Below are 14,383 nucleotides of genomic sequence, written 5' to 3'. Positions count from 1 at the left end.
CAGCCTGAAACTGCGTTTTAAACCTTTTCAGGCAGCCTGAAACAAAGTTAGTTCTGTTCCAAATCAATATCCAAGCCCAGCGAACGGATTTCTTTCACAATCACGTTAAACGACTCGGGCATGCCCGCATCAATTTTGTGTTCGCCTTTGACGATGTTTTCATACATTTTGGTACGACCTGTTACGTCATCGGATTTAACCGTCAGCATTTCTTGCAATGTGTATGCCGCGCCGTATGCTTCCAATGCCCAAACCTCCATCTCACCGAAACGCTGACCACCAAATTGTGCTTTACCACCCAACGGTTGTTGCGTTACCAAAGAGTATGGACCTGTTGAACGCGCGTGCATTTTTTCATCTACCAAGTGGTGCAGTTTCAAATAGTGCATCACGCCCACCGTTACACGGCGGTCAAACGGTTCGCCAGAGCGTCCGTCAAACAAGCGGATTTGCGTTTTGGTGTCGTTGAAATCCAGTTTTTGCATTTCAGGGTCATCGCTTGGGTAAGCCAATTCCAGCATATCAAAGATTTCTTTTTCTTTCGCGCCGTCAAATACTGGCGATGCAAAAGTCGCACCACGTTTCAAATTGTGCGCCAACGTCAAAATTTCATCATCGGTCAAGCTGTCCAAATCTTCTTGTTTACCGCTATGGTTATACAGTTTATCCAAGAATTGACGGATTTCGCCGACTTTGCGTTGTTCAGCCAACATACGGTCAATGCGTTGTCCAATGCCTTTTGCCGCCCAACCCAAGTGTACTTCCAAAATCTGACCAATGTTCATACGAGACGGTACGCCCAACGGGTTCAACACGATGTCCACCGTGCGACCGTCCGCCATGTAAGGCATATCTTCCACAGGCAGAATGCGCGATACCACACCTTTGTTACCGTGGCGACCGGCCATTTTATCGCCTGCCTGTAAACGGCGTTTGATGGCGATAAACACTTTAACCATTTTTTGAACACCTGGTGGCAACTCGTCGCCTTGTGTCATTTTGCGTTTTTTCACTTCATACAACTCTTCCGCTTCTTGGCGTTTTTGTTGCAATGAAAGTTTAATCAATTCCATTTGTTTGGCGATGTCCTCATCGGCAATGCGAACATCAAACCAATCGTGGCGACTAGGCAATTCGCGCAAGTATTCGGCAGTAACTTCTTTGCCTTTGGCTAATTTGTTTGGTCCACCGTTAGCAACTTGTCCCACAATCATGCGCTCAATACGGTCAAATGCGTCATTGTCAAAAATACGAATTTGGTCGTTCAAATCTTGGCGATAGCGTTTCAATTCCACTTCAATAATGGATTGAGCGCGTTTGTCGCGTTGAATGCCTTCGCGTGTAAATACTTGTACGTCAATTACTGTACCGCTCATGCCTGTTGGCATACGCAAGGAAGTATCTTTCACGTCAGACGCTTTTTCGCCAAAAATCGCACGCAGCAATTTTTCTTCTGGGGTCAGTTGCGTTTCGCCTTTTGGCGTTACTTTGCCGACCAACACGTCGCCCGCTTCCACTTCCGCGCCGATGTAAACAATACCGCTTTCGTCCAAACGGTTTTGCATTTTTTCAGACAGGTTTGGAATATCGCGTGTGATGTCTTCCGCGCCCAATTTGGTATCGCGTGCCACTACGTTTAATTCTTCAATGTGAATGGACGTGTAACGGTCATCAGCCGCCACGCGTTCGCTAATCAAAATCGAGTCTTCGTAGTTGTAGCCATTCCACGGCATGAACGCAATCGTCATGTTTTGACCCAAAGCCAATTCGCCCAAATCAGTTGATGCGCCGTCCGCAATCAAATCGCCTTTTTGCAGTACATCGCCAGCGTTTACGGCTGGGCGTTGGTTGATGTTGGTAGATTGGTTTGAGCGTGTGAATTTAACCAAATTGTAAATATCCACACCGCCTTGTTCTGCGGTTGCTTCGGCATCGTGTACGCGGATAACCACGCGGTTTGCGTCCACATATTCCACCACGCCGCCGCGACGCGCTACGATTGCTGTTGCGCTGTCCACCGCTACCGAACGTTCAATGCCTGTACCTACCATTGGTTTTTCAGCACGCAAACATGGCACGGCTTGACGTTGCATGTTCGCGCCCATCAATGCGCGGTTCGCGTCATCGTGTTCCAAGAATGGAATCAACGAAGCCGCCACAGACACCACTTGACCTGTTGCCACGTCCATGTATTGAACGCGGTCGGCGGTTGCCAAAATGGTTTCGCCTTTTTCACGGCAGGTAATCAATTCATCTTTCAGGCAGCCATTTTCGTCTAAATCCGAGTTTGCCTGTGCAATCACATAGCGACCTTCTTCAATCGCTGACAAGTAGTCAATTTCGTTGGTTACTTTGCCATCTACCACGCGACGATATGGCGTTTCCAAGAAACCATATTCATTAGTACGCGCATAAACCGACAGCGAGTTAATCAAACCAATGTTTGGACCCTCTGGCGTTTCAATAGGACATACGCGACCGTAATGCGTTGGGTGTACGTCGCGGACTTCAAAGCCAGCGCGTTCACGAGTCAAACCACCAGGACCCAATGCAGAAACGCGACGTTTGTGCGTAACTTCTGATAATGGGTTGGTTTGGTCCATAAATTGTGATAATTGGCTAGAACCGAAAAATTCTTTGATGGCTGCTGAAACAGGTTTCGCGTTAATCAAATCGGTTGGCATCAAGCCTTCGCTTTCCGCTTGGTTCAAACGCTCTTTGACTGCACGTTCCACACGCGCCAAACCGCTACGGAATTGGTTTTCTACCAACTCACCCACAGAACGTACGCGGCGGTTACCCAAGTGGTCAATGTCATCAACTTCGCCATGTCCATTGCGTAATTCAACCAAAGTGGCAATCGTTACAACGATGTCTTCCACGCTCAAAATGTGCAATTTGGCTTCTTTTTCGCCCACGCCAGCAAAAGTCTGGTTTACCAAACGACCGTACCAATTATTTTCTTGTGCAGGCAGCAATTTTTGTTCGTAAGTGCGCGTGTTGAATTTCATGCGACCCACGCGAGACAAATCGTAGCTTTCTTCTTGGAAGAACAAGCGGTTAAACAACGCTTCTACTGCTTCTTCAGTAGGCGGTTCACCAGGGCGCATCATTCGGTAAATGGCAATACGCGCCGCTTGTTGGTCAGCTGTTTCATCAGTACGCATCGTGTCAGAAATGTAGCTACCTGAATCGGTATCGTTTGTGAACAGCGTTTGGATTTCTTTCACATTGTGAATATCCAACTGCGCCAACAATTCTTCTGTGATTTCGTTGTTTGCCGCAGCCATGATTTCGCCTGTATCAGGGTCAATCACATCACGCGCCAAAGTTTTGCCAACCAAACTTTCAGGCTCAACATTCAAACGAGTCAAACCCGCAGCCTGAATATCACGAATGTTTTTCGCGTTGATACGTTTGTCTTTGGCAACTAACAAGTTACCATCATTGTCCAAAATATCAAATTTGGCAGTTTCGCCACGCAAACGCTCTGGAATCAATTCGGTTTGCACGCCGTTGCTAGACAAGAAATAGGTTTCGTTGTCGTAGAACATTTCCAGCATTTGCTCGTTGCTGTAACCCAATGCACGCAACAAAATTGTTACAGGCATTTTGCGGCGGCGGTCAATACGGAAGTACAACAAATCTTTCGGGTCAAACTCAAAGTCCAACCAAGAACCACGGTAAGGAATGATACGCGCAGAGAACAGCAATTTGCCCGAAGTGTGCGTTTTACCACGGTCGTGTTCAAAGAACACACCTGGCGAACGGTGCAACTGAGACACAATCACGCGCTCAGTACCGTTGATTACAAACGAACCGCTTGGGGTCATCAAAGGGATTTCGCCCATATAAACATCGTTTACGCGGATTTCTTTGATTTCGCGTTCTTCTGGTTTATTAGAACCTTCTTTGTTGAAAATCGCTAATTTGATTTTGGCACGCAAAGGCGCAGCGTAAGTGATACCACGCAACTGACATTCTGGAATATCAAACTCAGGTTCGCCCAAAACGTATTGGTCGAATTGCAATTCTGCATAACCATTGTTACTCAAAATAGGGAAAATAGAGCTGAACGCAGCCTGTAAACCCTCATCTTGGCGAGCATTTGCTGCCGTTTCTTGTTGCAAGAATTTTGCATAAGACTCGATTTGAGTCGTCAACAAATAAGGCACATCCAATACGGTTTCGCGTTTTGCAAAACTTTTACGGATACGCTTTTTCTCAGTAAAGGTATAACTCATCGTTTGATACTCCAAAACATGGGTAATAGTTTTAATCTTTACATGCAGCCTGAAAACTGTTTTCAGGCTGCCTGAAAAATACGAAATAGAATATTGAAGAGAACAAATACCTTTCAGGCAGTCTGAAAAGTATTTCTCGGTTAGAATTTATATAAATTTACAAAAATTTTCTATAAATTTACAAGAAAGAAGTAAATTCTTGTAAATTTACACATTTTCAGTGTGTAAAAGCGCAAACAAGGCTGGTAGTTGCAACACTACCAGCCCATGCTGTCAAATTGTTATCAAATCAAAATTATTTGATTTCAACTTTCGCGCCAGCTTCTTCCAATTGTTTTTTCATGTCGTCAGCTTCAGCTTGAGAAACACCTTCTTTCAATGTTTTAGGTGCGCCGTCTACCAAGTCTTTAGCTTCTTTCAAGCCCAAGCCAGTGATTGCACGAACAACTTTAATCACACCAACTTTTTGGTCACCAGCAGATGCTAAGATAACGTCAAATTCAGTTTTCGCTTCAGCAGCAGCAGCGCCGCCAGCAGCTGGACCTGCAACTGCAACTGCAGCAGCAGAAACACCGAATTTTTCTTCGAACGCTTTAACCAACTCGTTCAATTCCATAACAGTCAATTGTTCAACTGCATTCAAAATGTCTTCTTTAGTAATAGCCATGCTATCAAACTCCAAAATATTGATTTAAATATAAAATTTCAAACGGATAAAATCGTGGAAAAATTAAGCGTTTTCGCTTTCTTTTTTCTCTGCCAACGCTGCCAATGCACGCGCAAAGCCTGAAACAGGCGATTGCATAACGAACAACAATTTTGACAACAATTCTTCGCGACTTGGGATAGATGCCAACTCAGTTACCTGAGCAACATTTAACACTTCACCGTTGTAAGAACCAGCTTTGATTACGATTTTGTCATCTTTTTTCGCGAATTGGTGCAGCACTTTTGCGGCAGCTACGGCATCTTCAGATGCAGCGTAAACCAATGGACCAACCATTTGGTCAGCCAAGCCAGCAAAAGAAGTTCCTTCAACTGCGCGACGAGCCAATGTGTTTTTCAAAACGCGTAAGTATACGCCTTCTTTACGAGCATTAGCGCGAAGTTCAGTCATGCTTGCAACACTGATACCGCGATATTCAGCAACCACCATAGTTTGAGCGTTCGCAATAGCTGCGTTAATCTCTTCTACGGCTGCTTTCTTGGTTTCAATATTGAGACTCAAGGTCTACCTCCCACTGTTTAAATTCAGATAGCCCAAAATAGACTATCCACCAGCGCGGCAACCTGATTAGACATTTTGTATTAAAATGATTATTTTCAGGACTACCGTCTGCGTAGGGTGATTTTTAAAACTTGCGTTCCCTACGGTCTTGGACATCTACTTAATTTTATTTAAGTAGCCCAGTTCCAAGCAGCCATTTTCAGGCTGCCTGAAAGATTCTTAGTTGTTTACACTTGAAGTATCAACACGAACACCTAAGCCCATAGTGCTAGATACTGCGATTTTTTTCAAATATTGACCTTTAGCAGCAGCAGGTTTTGCTTTTACCAAAGCATCCAACAACGCATCAAAGTTCTCTTTCAAATCTGCTTCAGCGAAAGAAGCGCGACCGATTGTAGCATGGATAATACCTGCTTTATCAGTGCGGTATTGAACTTGACCTGCTTTAGCATTTTTAACTGCTTCAGCCACATTAGGAGTAACAGTACCTACTTTAGGATTTGGCATTAAACCACGTGGACCCAAGATGGTACCCAATTGACCAACGATACGCATTGCATCAGGAGAAGCAATCACTACATCAAAGTCCATGTTACCTTTTTTGATTTCTTCAGCCAAATCTTCAAAACCAACGATGTCTGCACCAGCCGCTTTAGCTGCTTCAGCATTCGCGCCTTGCGTGAATACAGCTACGCGAGTGGTTTTACCAGTACCTTTTGGCAATACAACAGAACCACGAATAACTTGGTCAGATTTACGTGGGTCTACACCCAAGTTGAAAGATACATCAACTGATTCGTCAAATTTTGCAGTTGCTGCTTTTTTTACCAAAGCAATGGCTTCGTCAATCGCGTATAATTTGTTAGCTTCAACAGTTGCGCGGATTGCTTTTAAGCGTTTAGAGATTTTAGCCATTACACCACTCCTTCAGTATTCAAGCCCATAGAACGTGCAGAACCAGCGATTGTGCGTACAGCTGCATCCAAATCAGCAGCAGTCAAATCAGGCTGCTTAGTTTTTGCAATTTCTTCTAATTGAGCGCGTGTTACTGTACCCACCTTATTAGTCAATGGGTTAGAGCTACCACTTTTAATGCCTGCTGCTTTTTTCAACAAGATAGAGGCAGGAGGTGTTTTCAATACGAATGTGAAAGATTTATCCGCATACGCTGTAATAACTACAGGTGTTGGCAAACCAGGTTCAATACCTTGAGTTGCTGCGTTAAATGCTTTACAAAATTCCATAATATTCAAACCACGCTGACCCAAAGCTGGGCCAACTGGTGGTGATGGGTTGGCTTTACCTGCAGGAATTTGCAGTTTGATGTAGCCAATGACTTTTTTTGCCATGTTTAATAAACTCCAAAAAACGGGTGAAACGCAGAAAATCTGCTCCCCAAAAATTAAGCTGTTAATTCTAACAAAGATTTTTTATTTTTACAAGCAAATCAATGTTTCAGACAGCCTGAAAAATATTTAAATTACTTTTTCAACCTGCCCAAATTTTAGTTCAACAGGTGTTTCGCGACCAAAAATTTGTACCGTTACGCGCAACTTATTATGCTCGTAATCAACTTGTTCAACGACACCCGTTGTATCAGCAAATGGGCCATCTGTTACTCGAATATTCTGACCAACATCAAATTCAGTTTTCGGTCTTGGTTTTCGCATACCATTTTCAGTAATATTCCCTTTGACTTGCTCCATCATTGCATTTACCTCACGCTGAGTAATGGGCAACGGACGATGTAATGTACCACCAATAAAACCATTTACTCGCGGCGTACTTTTCACAAGGTGCCACGAACTATCGGTCATTTCCATTTCAACAAGCACATACCCAGGGAAAAATTTTCGTTCAGTAACTGTGCGTTTACCATTTTTGATATCTACAACTTCTTCAACTGGAACAAGAATTTGACCAAAATACTCTTCCATTCCATCTCGTGCAATACGCTCTTTCAGTGTTTTCTGCACATTTTTTTCAAATCCTGAATATGCTTGTACAACATACCAACGTTTTGACATGATTGCTCTCTTATCTTACTAAAATCCACTCAAACAATTTTGCAATGACACTATCCACTACAAAAATATACAAAGCAAACACAAACACAAACGCAATAACAAAACCTGTCATGCGCACGGCTTCTGGACGATTAGGCCATACAACTTTTTTTAGTTCCATAAAGGATTCCTTAAAATAGTTGAACAAACCTGTCCGTTTTTCTACTTGTTCGACTTCATGACTCATTTTTTTGTTCCTTATCTGCCATTATTAAATAATCTGGCTTGAAACAGATAATAAAAAACTAACCGAGTTTATGGCTCGGTTAGTTTTTTTATTTGGCAGGCCAAGTAGGTCTCGAACCTACAACCCTCGGTTTTGGAGACCGATACTCTACCAATTGAGCTATTGGCCTATAAATCCATTAAGCGATTACGTTAGCTACAACGCCCGCACCAACGGTACGACCACCTTCACGGATTGCAAAACGCAAACCGTTTTCCATAGCGATAGGTGCAATCAATTCAACAGTGATTTTCACGTTTTCGCCTGGCATTACCATTTCAACGCCTTCTGACAATGTAACTGCGCCAGTTACGTCAGTTGTACGGAAATAGAATTGTGGACGGTAGTTAGCGAAGAATGGCGTATGACGACCACCTTCTTCTTTGCTCAATACATATACTTCAGCTTCAAATTTAGTGTGTGGAGTGATTGTACCTGGTTTAGCCAATACTTGACCGCGTTCAACTTCTTCACGTTTAGTACCACGCAACAATACACCAACGTTGTCACCAGCTTGGCCTTCGTCCAACAATTTGCGGAACATTTCCACGCCAGTACAAGTAGTTTTTTGAGTGTCTTTCAAACCAACGATTTCGATTTCATCGCCAACGTGGATGATACCGCGTTCTACACGGCCAGTTACTACTGTACCACGACCAGAGATTGAGAATACGTCTTCGATTGGCAATAAGAATGGTTTGTCAACAGCACGTTCTGGGGTAGGGATGTAGCTATCTAACGCGTCAGCCAAAGCAAAGATTTTTTCTTTGAATGACTCGTCGCCTTCCAATGCGCGCAATGCAGAACCTTGAACGATTGGGCAGTCGTCGCCTGGGAAGTCGTAGCTTGACAACAAGTCACGGATTTCCATTTCAACCAATTCCAACAACTCAGCGTCGTCAACCATGTCGCATTTGTTCATGAATACGATGATGTAAGGAACGCCTACTTGGCGAGCCAACAAGATGTGTTCACGAGTTTGTGGCATAGGGCCGTCAGCAGCAGATACTACCAAGATTGCGCCGTCCATTTGAGCCGCACCAGTAATCATGTTTTTCACATAGTCTGCGTGTCCTGGGCAGTCTACGTGTGCGTAGTGACGAGTTGCAGTTTCGTATTCAACGTGAGCAGTGTTAATGGTGATACCACGTGCTTTTTCTTCTGGAGCGTTATCGATTTGATCGTAAGCTTTTGCAGAACCGCCGAATTTTTCAGCTAAAATAGTTGTCAATGCAGCTGTCAAAGTGGTTTTACCATGGTCAACGTGACCGATTGTACCTACGTTTACGTGCGGTTTGCTACGTTCAAATTTTTCCTTTGCCATGGCAAATTTCCTATTCTAAAAAATAAATTAAACAATAAGATAAGCTGGTGCCCATGGGCAGATTTGAACTGCCGGCCTCTCCCTTACCAAGGGAGTGCTCTACCCCTGAGCTACATGGGCTTATTTTTATAGCTACAATTTTATTAAAAATTGTAGCTATATAGTAAATATTTGGAGCGGGTGAAGGGAATCGAACCCTCACCGTAAGCTTGGAAGGCTTCTGCTCTACCATTGAGCTACACCCGCATAACTTATACTCTGCCCCAAACAGTATGAATTTGGTGGTGGGAGAAGGATTCGAACCTTCGAAGCTCACGCAACAGATTTACAGTCTGCCCCCTTTGGCCGCTCGGGAATCCCACCTGAAGAGAAACCGAACTATAGCGGTTAATTACTCATTAGGTCAAGCTATTTTTGCTAATTTTTTCGCACTTGCTTGTTTTATTACAAATCTTTGTTATTTCACAGCAACAATTTTATGATACTTCGCCATCAATTCATCGTCCGTTTCTGGGTGTTCTTCATCAATTAAAATGCAATCTACAGGACAAACTTGCTGACATTGTGGCTCATCATAGTGTCCAACACATTGCGTACACAAATCAGGCTTAATTTCATAAATCTCTTCGCCTTGTGAAATCGCATTATTGGGACATTCTGGCTCGCACACATCGCAGTTGATGCATTCATCAGTAATAAATAAAGACATGGTCGTGTTCTCAAATTTTAATGTTTTAAAGAGGCAAGATTATAGCATATTTTATTTTTCAGGCAGCCTGAAAATATTTTTTAACATCTTGATAATGATTGCTAAATTCTGTTTAATCAATCTGTTGCACATGATGAAGCAGTACAAAATGGCTCTGCCCCGCCCTACCCTCACGATACACTTCCAACCACTCAGGCATTTCAGGCAGCGAACCCGCCTCTATATAGATAGCCGCATTTTCCTGCAAACGTGGTTGCAAAACAGCAAACAAATCCTGCCAATTTTGCCAAGCAAACGGCGGATCTAAAAACACCGTATCAAATTGTTTATCTGCTGTTTTTAGAAACTGTAAACCATCTTGAGCCATCACATTCACGCAGCCTGAAAACCCAAATTCACGCGACAATCCTTGCAACTGACGCACCGTTTCCCGATTCGTTTCACACATCGTTACTTGCTTTGCATGGCGACTCGCCGCCTCAAATCCCAACGCCCCACTCCCAGCAAACAAATCCAACACATTCTGCCCCGTCAAATCCTGCCCCAGCCAGTTAAACAGTCGTTCACGCACACTATCAGGCGTAGGGCGCAACCCATCTGCGCTCGCAAAAATTAATTTTCTACCGCGATGCGTTCCCCCAATAATTCGCACTTGATTTTGATGTTTTGCATTGATTTTAGACTGGGTTTTCATATTTTCAGGCTGCCTGAAGAAATTAAATCCGCGCAATATAGACAAAATACCCTATCAAATCAAGCGCAGTCTGAAAACCAAAATCTTCATAATCTTTTAACCCACGCCAAACGAACTTAAACAGCATTAACACGCAAACCCACTACAATGCCGCCTTTCCTCACAATCAACTGAAAAGGCAAACCCCATGAATATAGTGAATTAAAATAAAAATGAGACAAGGCAACAACGTCCGCCGTGTGCGAATAGCACATAAGGACGTTGGCAACGCCGTATTACTGCGATTTTAATCCACTATATCATTCAAAAAACCATTTTAGTAGCAGGCTTAACAACAGCATTTGCTGCACAAGCAGCAGGCGGTATGCCAAGCGATATGTTCCAACCACGCGGCGCACAAGTCATCAAATCCAAAGCACAAGGCAATGGCGAATATGAAGCGGAATTTCGTGTACGTGGCGGCAATGTTCACGCATTGGCGCAGCAAGCGATTAAACACGCACAATCAAAAGGTTATCGTTTGGTAGCGCGTGAAATTGACAACGATGACGCAGATTTGAAATTCCGTAAAGGTAAACGCGAGTTGAACATCAGCATTGAGCAAAAAGACCACGGCATTATTGAAATTGATGAAGATTTAGATATCGAAAACTAAATCGCCTAATAAAAAAGCTGCCTGAAAATAATGATTTATTTTCAGGCAGCTTTTTTATTCTGCTAACAAATTCTTCAACTCATAAACCAAATCCAACGCCTGCCGCGCCGTCAAATCATCAGGATTGACCTGCGCCAATTTTTCCGCAATCAGGCTGCCTGAAACATCATCAGCCATTTCATCTGCCAAAACAACAGGTTCAGCAAACAAATCCAACTGCCTATCCGCCGATTGATTTTCCAACTCACGCAAATGTTTCTGCGCCGATTTCAACGCCTTGGGCGGCAAACCTGCCAATTTCGCCACCGCAATCCCATAGCTTTTTTCCGCCGCACCGTCCAAAACATTATGCAAGAAAACAATATCTTGCCCCTGCTCCAACGCCGACAAATGGCGATTAAACGCCTGTGGATAAAATTCAGGCAGCCGCGTCAATTCAAAATAATGCGTAGCAAACAAACTCAACGCGCCATTTTTTTTCAGCAAATGCTCGGCAATCGCACGCGCCAACGCCAAACCGTCAAATGTGGAAGTACCGCGCCCCACTTCGTCCATTAAAACAAGGGATTGCGCTGTGGCAGCGTGCAAAATATACGCCGTTTCCGACATTTCCACCATAAACGTAGAACGATTGCTCGCCAAATCATCACTTGCCCCGATGCGCGTGAAAATTTGGTCAATTTTGCCGATAACCGCTTGTTCTGCTGGCACAAAACAGCCCGTGTGTGCCAGCAACGCAATCAACGCCACCTGACGCATATAAGTGGATTTACCGCCCATATTCGGACCCGTCAGCAAGCACAAACGCTGCGCCGAGTTGAGTTGCGTATCGTTGGGCGTGAAATGCGTAACTTGTTGTTCTACAACGGGGTGTCTGCCGCCAACAATCGCCAATTCCGCGCCGTCCGAAAACTGCGGCATGGTGTAACGCTGCGTCTGCGCGGTGTGCGCGAAACTGCACAACACGTCCAAAGTGGCGGCGGCTTTCGCGGTTTGCTGGATTTTCGGTAATTCGGCTTTCAGGCTGCCAAGTAATTGTTCGTACAATACTTTTTCTAACGCCAACGCTTTGTCTTGTGCCGCCAAAAATTTGTCTTCAAACGCTTTCAATTCGGGCGTGATAAAACGCTCGGCATTTTTCAGCGTTTGGCGGCGTTGGTATTCGCTAGGTGCTTGTTCTGCTTGATTTTTTGACAATTCAATGTAAAAGCCGTGAACGCGGTTAAATTCCACTTTCAACGTGGATAATTGGGTGCGTTCGCGCTCGCGTGTTTCTAAATCGCGCAGAAAATCATCGCCGTGCGTTTGCAAATGGCGTAATTCATCTAACTCTTTGTTGTAATTGTGGTTAATCACATCGCCGTCTTTCAGCCAAACGGACGGCTCGGGCAACAAGGCTGCCTGTAATAATTCGGCAACCGCCAAAGTTTGCGGAAAACACGTGGCGAGTGTGTCTAGTAAACTGCTGTTTGGTAAGGAAATTTGATTGAGATAAAATAAACTGTCGCGCAAGGCGGACAAATCTCGCGGTCGTGCCGTGCCAAGCGCAATTCGGGCGGCAATGCGTTCAATGTCGGCGATGTTTTTCAGGCTGCCTGAAATACTTGAAAAATCATTTTTTAACAATGAATTAACCGCATTCAACCGCGCCTGAATATGCGCCCGATTTCGCAAAGGGTGGTGCAACCAATTCGCCAACAAACGGCTGCCCATATGCGTAACACATTCATCTAAAATAGAAAACAGCGTAGGCGATTTCTTACCGCTCAATGTCGCTGTAATTTCCAAATTGCGGCGCGTGGCTGCGTCTAGCGCGATGAATTGGTTTTCCGTTTCCAACGTCAGCGCGTCCATGTGCGGCGGTAACTGATTTTGCGTAATTTTCAAATAGTTAAGCAACGCGCCAGCCGCCGAAATCGCGGCAGAATGTTCTTGCAAATCCAAACCAAAACCCCGTAAATCTTGACTACCAAAATAATCAGTCAGCAATTTATAAGCGGTGTCGGGCGCAAATTGCCACGCATTCAGGCGACTAACTAGGATTTTCGGCGCGTTTTCAGGCAGCCTGAAAGTATCGTCAAGCAATAATTCCGCCACTTGCAAACGCGCCAATTCATCAGCTAATTGATTGATTGAAATGATTTTTGCTTTAAATTCGCCGCTTTCCAACGCCGCCCACGCCAACGCGCTCTGCTTTTTGCCGACAAACAGCGCGGCGATGCGGTTGGTTTCTTTGTCTTCCAGCAACGCGCTGTCGGTCAGCGTGCCAGCCGTTACGATTCGCACGACTTTGCGCTCCACGATTTTGCTCGTGCCGACTTCGCCGACTTGCTCGCAAATCGCCACGCTGCACCCGAGTTTAACCAATTTCGCCAAATGCTGCTCAATGGAATGGTACGGCACGCCAGCCATTTTGATGGGTTCGCCGTTGTGCTGTCCGCGTGTGGTCAGCGTGATGTCCAGCAATTTGGCGGCGGTTACGGCATCGTCAAAAAACAGTTCGTAGAAATCGCCCATGCGATAAAAGACTAATTTATCAGTATGTTGCGCTTTGATGGCAAGGTATTGCTGCATCATGGGAGACGGCGGTTTGACGGCGGTCATGTTGTGCTTTCGTGTGAATAAAATGCGTGAATTTTAAGGGATTTCAGGCTGCCTGAAAAACGATTTTGTGCGTTTTGGGCAGCCTGAACTTTGATTTTTTCAATTTTAGATAAAAAATAATGCCTCATCGTTATCTCCCTTTTCAGTAGCTGCAGGGTGGATTCTATCCACCAAAAAAACGCCATTCACGCAAACGGTGAATAAAATCCACCCCACATTTTCAGGCTGCCAACCGTTGCATTTCACGGCACAAAAGCGTGGGTGTGGCGGTTCAGGCAGCCTGAATGTTGCGCCTAATTTGCAACTGGTAGATACACCTGATTTCCCTGAAGACGTGTACCCTGCTGCTGATGCGTTGCGCGCGCTGCTGAACGATTTGCGCCCACGCCGCGATATTAACTGGGCGTTCTTGTCGCCTGCTGCGATGTTTGCCGTTAATCCTGTAAAATTTGAACGCACAGGCAAATATCGCATCGGTCAAGACGATGTGTTGATGACGGCGGCTGGCGAACCTGCGGATATTTCCATAGCGGATTTGGCTTGCGCGATTGCAGACGATGTTGAGCAAAAAGCGCATTTGTTCCAACGCTTCACAGTAGCAGAAATTTAGAACCTGTATTCACAAAAATGATA

13 protein-coding genes, 4 tRNA genes and 1 pseudogene are annotated in these 14,383 nt (G+C 44.7%); 2 read left to right on the top strand and 16 right to left on the bottom strand.

Annotated elements, in window-relative coordinates; all coding sequences use genetic code 11:
- Positions 1–47: 47 nt before the first annotated feature.
- The 14 genes from rpoB to rsmD form a co-directional block, all read right to left on the bottom strand.
- Positions 48–4,244 (bottom strand): DNA-directed RNA polymerase subunit beta, encoded by a 4,197-nt coding sequence (rpoB, locus tag QEO93_RS08565; protein WP_032136386.1) that lies wholly within the window; start codon positions 4,242–4,244, stop codon positions 48–50.
- 295 nt (positions 4,245–4,539) lie between these two features.
- Entirely contained in the window at positions 4,540–4,911 is a 372-nt protein-coding gene (rplL, locus tag QEO93_RS08560) for a 50S ribosomal protein L7/L12 (RefSeq protein WP_032136377.1), read from the bottom strand.
- 63 nt (positions 4,912–4,974) lie between these two features.
- Positions 4,975–5,472 carry a 50S ribosomal protein L10 gene (rplJ, locus tag QEO93_RS08555; RefSeq protein ID WP_003792152.1) on the bottom strand — a complete coding sequence of 166 codons (498 nt, stop codon included), beginning with the start codon at positions 5,470–5,472 and terminating at the stop codon, positions 4,975–4,977.
- A 219-nt stretch (positions 5,473–5,691) separates the two neighbouring features.
- Positions 5,692–6,387 (bottom strand): 50S ribosomal protein L1, encoded by a 696-nt coding sequence (gene rplA, locus QEO93_RS08550; RefSeq protein WP_032136378.1) that lies wholly within the window; start codon positions 6,385–6,387, stop codon positions 5,692–5,694.
- Positions 6,387–6,821 carry a 50S ribosomal protein L11 gene (gene rplK / locus QEO93_RS08545; protein ID WP_003787941.1) on the bottom strand — a complete coding sequence of 145 codons (435 nt, stop codon included), beginning with the start codon at positions 6,819–6,821 and terminating at the stop codon, positions 6,387–6,389. Before rplK ends, rplA begins: the two co-directional genes overlap by 1 nt.
- Before the next feature lie 126 nt (positions 6,822–6,947).
- Positions 6,948–7,499, bottom strand: coding sequence for a transcription termination/antitermination protein NusG (gene nusG, locus QEO93_RS08540; RefSeq protein ID WP_032136379.1), 552 nt, complete (start codon positions 7,497–7,499; stop codon positions 6,948–6,950).
- 10 nt (positions 7,500–7,509) lie between these two features.
- The gene (gene secE, locus QEO93_RS08535) at positions 7,510–7,725 is read right to left on the bottom strand and encodes a preprotein translocase subunit SecE (RefSeq protein ID WP_044249949.1); all 216 of its coding nucleotides are present in this window, start codon (positions 7,723–7,725) and stop codon (positions 7,510–7,512) included.
- Positions 7,726–7,818: 93 nt separating this feature from the next.
- Positions 7,819–7,894: transfer RNA gene (locus tag QEO93_RS08530), tRNA-Trp, on the bottom strand.
- Between the two features lie 9 nt (positions 7,895–7,903).
- Entirely contained in the window at positions 7,904–9,088 is a 1,185-nt protein-coding gene (gene tuf / locus QEO93_RS08525; protein ID WP_085815394.1) for an elongation factor Tu, read from the bottom strand.
- 45 nt (positions 9,089–9,133) lie between these two features.
- Positions 9,134–9,208, bottom strand: a tRNA-Thr gene (locus QEO93_RS08520).
- Between the two features lie 52 nt (positions 9,209–9,260).
- Positions 9,261–9,334 (bottom strand) — tRNA-Gly (locus QEO93_RS08515).
- Positions 9,335–9,367: 33 nt separating this feature from the next.
- Positions 9,368–9,451, bottom strand: a tRNA-Tyr gene (locus QEO93_RS08510).
- 94 nt (positions 9,452–9,545) lie between these two features.
- Complete coding sequence (locus QEO93_RS08505) at positions 9,546–9,797, bottom strand: YfhL family 4Fe-4S dicluster ferredoxin (RefSeq protein ID WP_032136440.1); 252 nt, start codon at positions 9,795–9,797, stop codon at positions 9,546–9,548.
- Between the two features lie 112 nt (positions 9,798–9,909).
- The gene (rsmD, locus tag QEO93_RS08500; protein ID WP_032136439.1) at positions 9,910–10,491 is read right to left on the bottom strand and encodes a 16S rRNA (guanine(966)-N(2))-methyltransferase RsmD; all 582 of its coding nucleotides are present in this window, start codon (positions 10,489–10,491) and stop codon (positions 9,910–9,912) included.
- Positions 10,492–10,855: 364 nt separating this feature from the next.
- Between rsmD and QEO93_RS08495 the strand changes: the two genes are divergently transcribed.
- Positions 10,856–11,146 carry a hypothetical protein gene (locus QEO93_RS08495; protein ID WP_052368627.1) on the top strand — a complete coding sequence of 97 codons (291 nt, stop codon included), beginning with the start codon at positions 10,856–10,858 and terminating at the stop codon, positions 11,144–11,146.
- 54 nt (positions 11,147–11,200) lie between these two features.
- Here QEO93_RS08495 and mutS read toward each other — a convergent pair whose 3' ends face one another.
- Complete coding sequence (gene mutS, locus QEO93_RS08490) at positions 11,201–13,750, bottom strand: DNA mismatch repair protein MutS (protein WP_032136437.1); 2,550 nt, start codon at positions 13,748–13,750, stop codon at positions 11,201–11,203.
- Complete coding sequence (locus QEO93_RS08485) at positions 13,747–13,878, bottom strand: hypothetical protein (protein WP_280642236.1); 132 nt, start codon at positions 13,876–13,878, stop codon at positions 13,747–13,749. The genes mutS and QEO93_RS08485 overlap by 4 nt, the downstream gene beginning before the upstream one ends.
- A gap of 137 nt (positions 13,879–14,015) precedes the next feature.
- Here QEO93_RS08485 and QEO93_RS08480 point away from each other — a divergent pair.
- Positions 14,016–14,360, top strand: a pseudogene (locus QEO93_RS08480) (NAD(P)-dependent oxidoreductase); the annotation flags it as partial.
- Positions 14,361–14,383: the final 23 nt, after the last annotated feature.

The organism is Kingella negevensis, assembly GCF_030177895.1.
GTDB classification, from domain to species: Bacteria; Pseudomonadota; Gammaproteobacteria; order Burkholderiales; family Neisseriaceae; genus Kingella_C; species Kingella_C negevensis.
This window is presented reverse-complemented; position numbering and strand designations above follow the sequence as displayed.

Bases quoted from the DNA above. Each gene is read 5' to 3' on its own strand.
- tuf (WP_085815394.1), bottom strand. From the start codon at position 9,088: ATGGCAAAGGAAAAATTTGAACGTAGCAAACCGCACGTAAACGTAGGT.
- mutS (WP_032136437.1), bottom strand. From the start codon at position 13,750: ATGACCGCCGTCAAACCGCCGTCTCCCATGATGCAGCAATACCTTGCC.
- secE (WP_044249949.1), bottom strand. From the start codon at position 7,725: ATGAGTCATGAAGTCGAACAAGTAGAAAAACGGACAGGTTTGTTCAAC.
- rsmD (WP_032136439.1), bottom strand. From the start codon at position 10,491: ATGAAAACCCAGTCTAAAATCAATGCAAAACATCAAAATCAAGTGCGA.
- QEO93_RS08495 (WP_052368627.1), top strand. From the start codon at position 10,856: ATGCCAAGCGATATGTTCCAACCACGCGGCGCACAAGTCATCAAATCC.
- QEO93_RS08485 (WP_280642236.1), bottom strand. From the start codon at position 13,878: ATGAGGCATTATTTTTTATCTAAAATTGAAAAAATCAAAGTTCAGGCT.
- rpoB (WP_032136386.1), bottom strand. From the start codon at position 4,244: ATGAGTTATACCTTTACTGAGAAAAAGCGTATCCGTAAAAGTTTTGCA.
- rplK (WP_003787941.1), bottom strand. From the start codon at position 6,821: ATGGCAAAAAAAGTCATTGGCTACATCAAACTGCAAATTCCTGCAGGT.
- rplL (WP_032136377.1), bottom strand. From the start codon at position 4,911: ATGGCTATTACTAAAGAAGACATTTTGAATGCAGTTGAACAATTGACT.
- QEO93_RS08505 (WP_032136440.1), bottom strand. From the start codon at position 9,797: ATGTCTTTATTTATTACTGATGAATGCATCAACTGCGATGTGTGCGAG.
- rplA (WP_032136378.1), bottom strand. From the start codon at position 6,387: ATGGCTAAAATCTCTAAACGCTTAAAAGCAATCCGCGCAACTGTTGAA.
- nusG (WP_032136379.1), bottom strand. From the start codon at position 7,499: ATGTCAAAACGTTGGTATGTTGTACAAGCATATTCAGGATTTGAAAAA.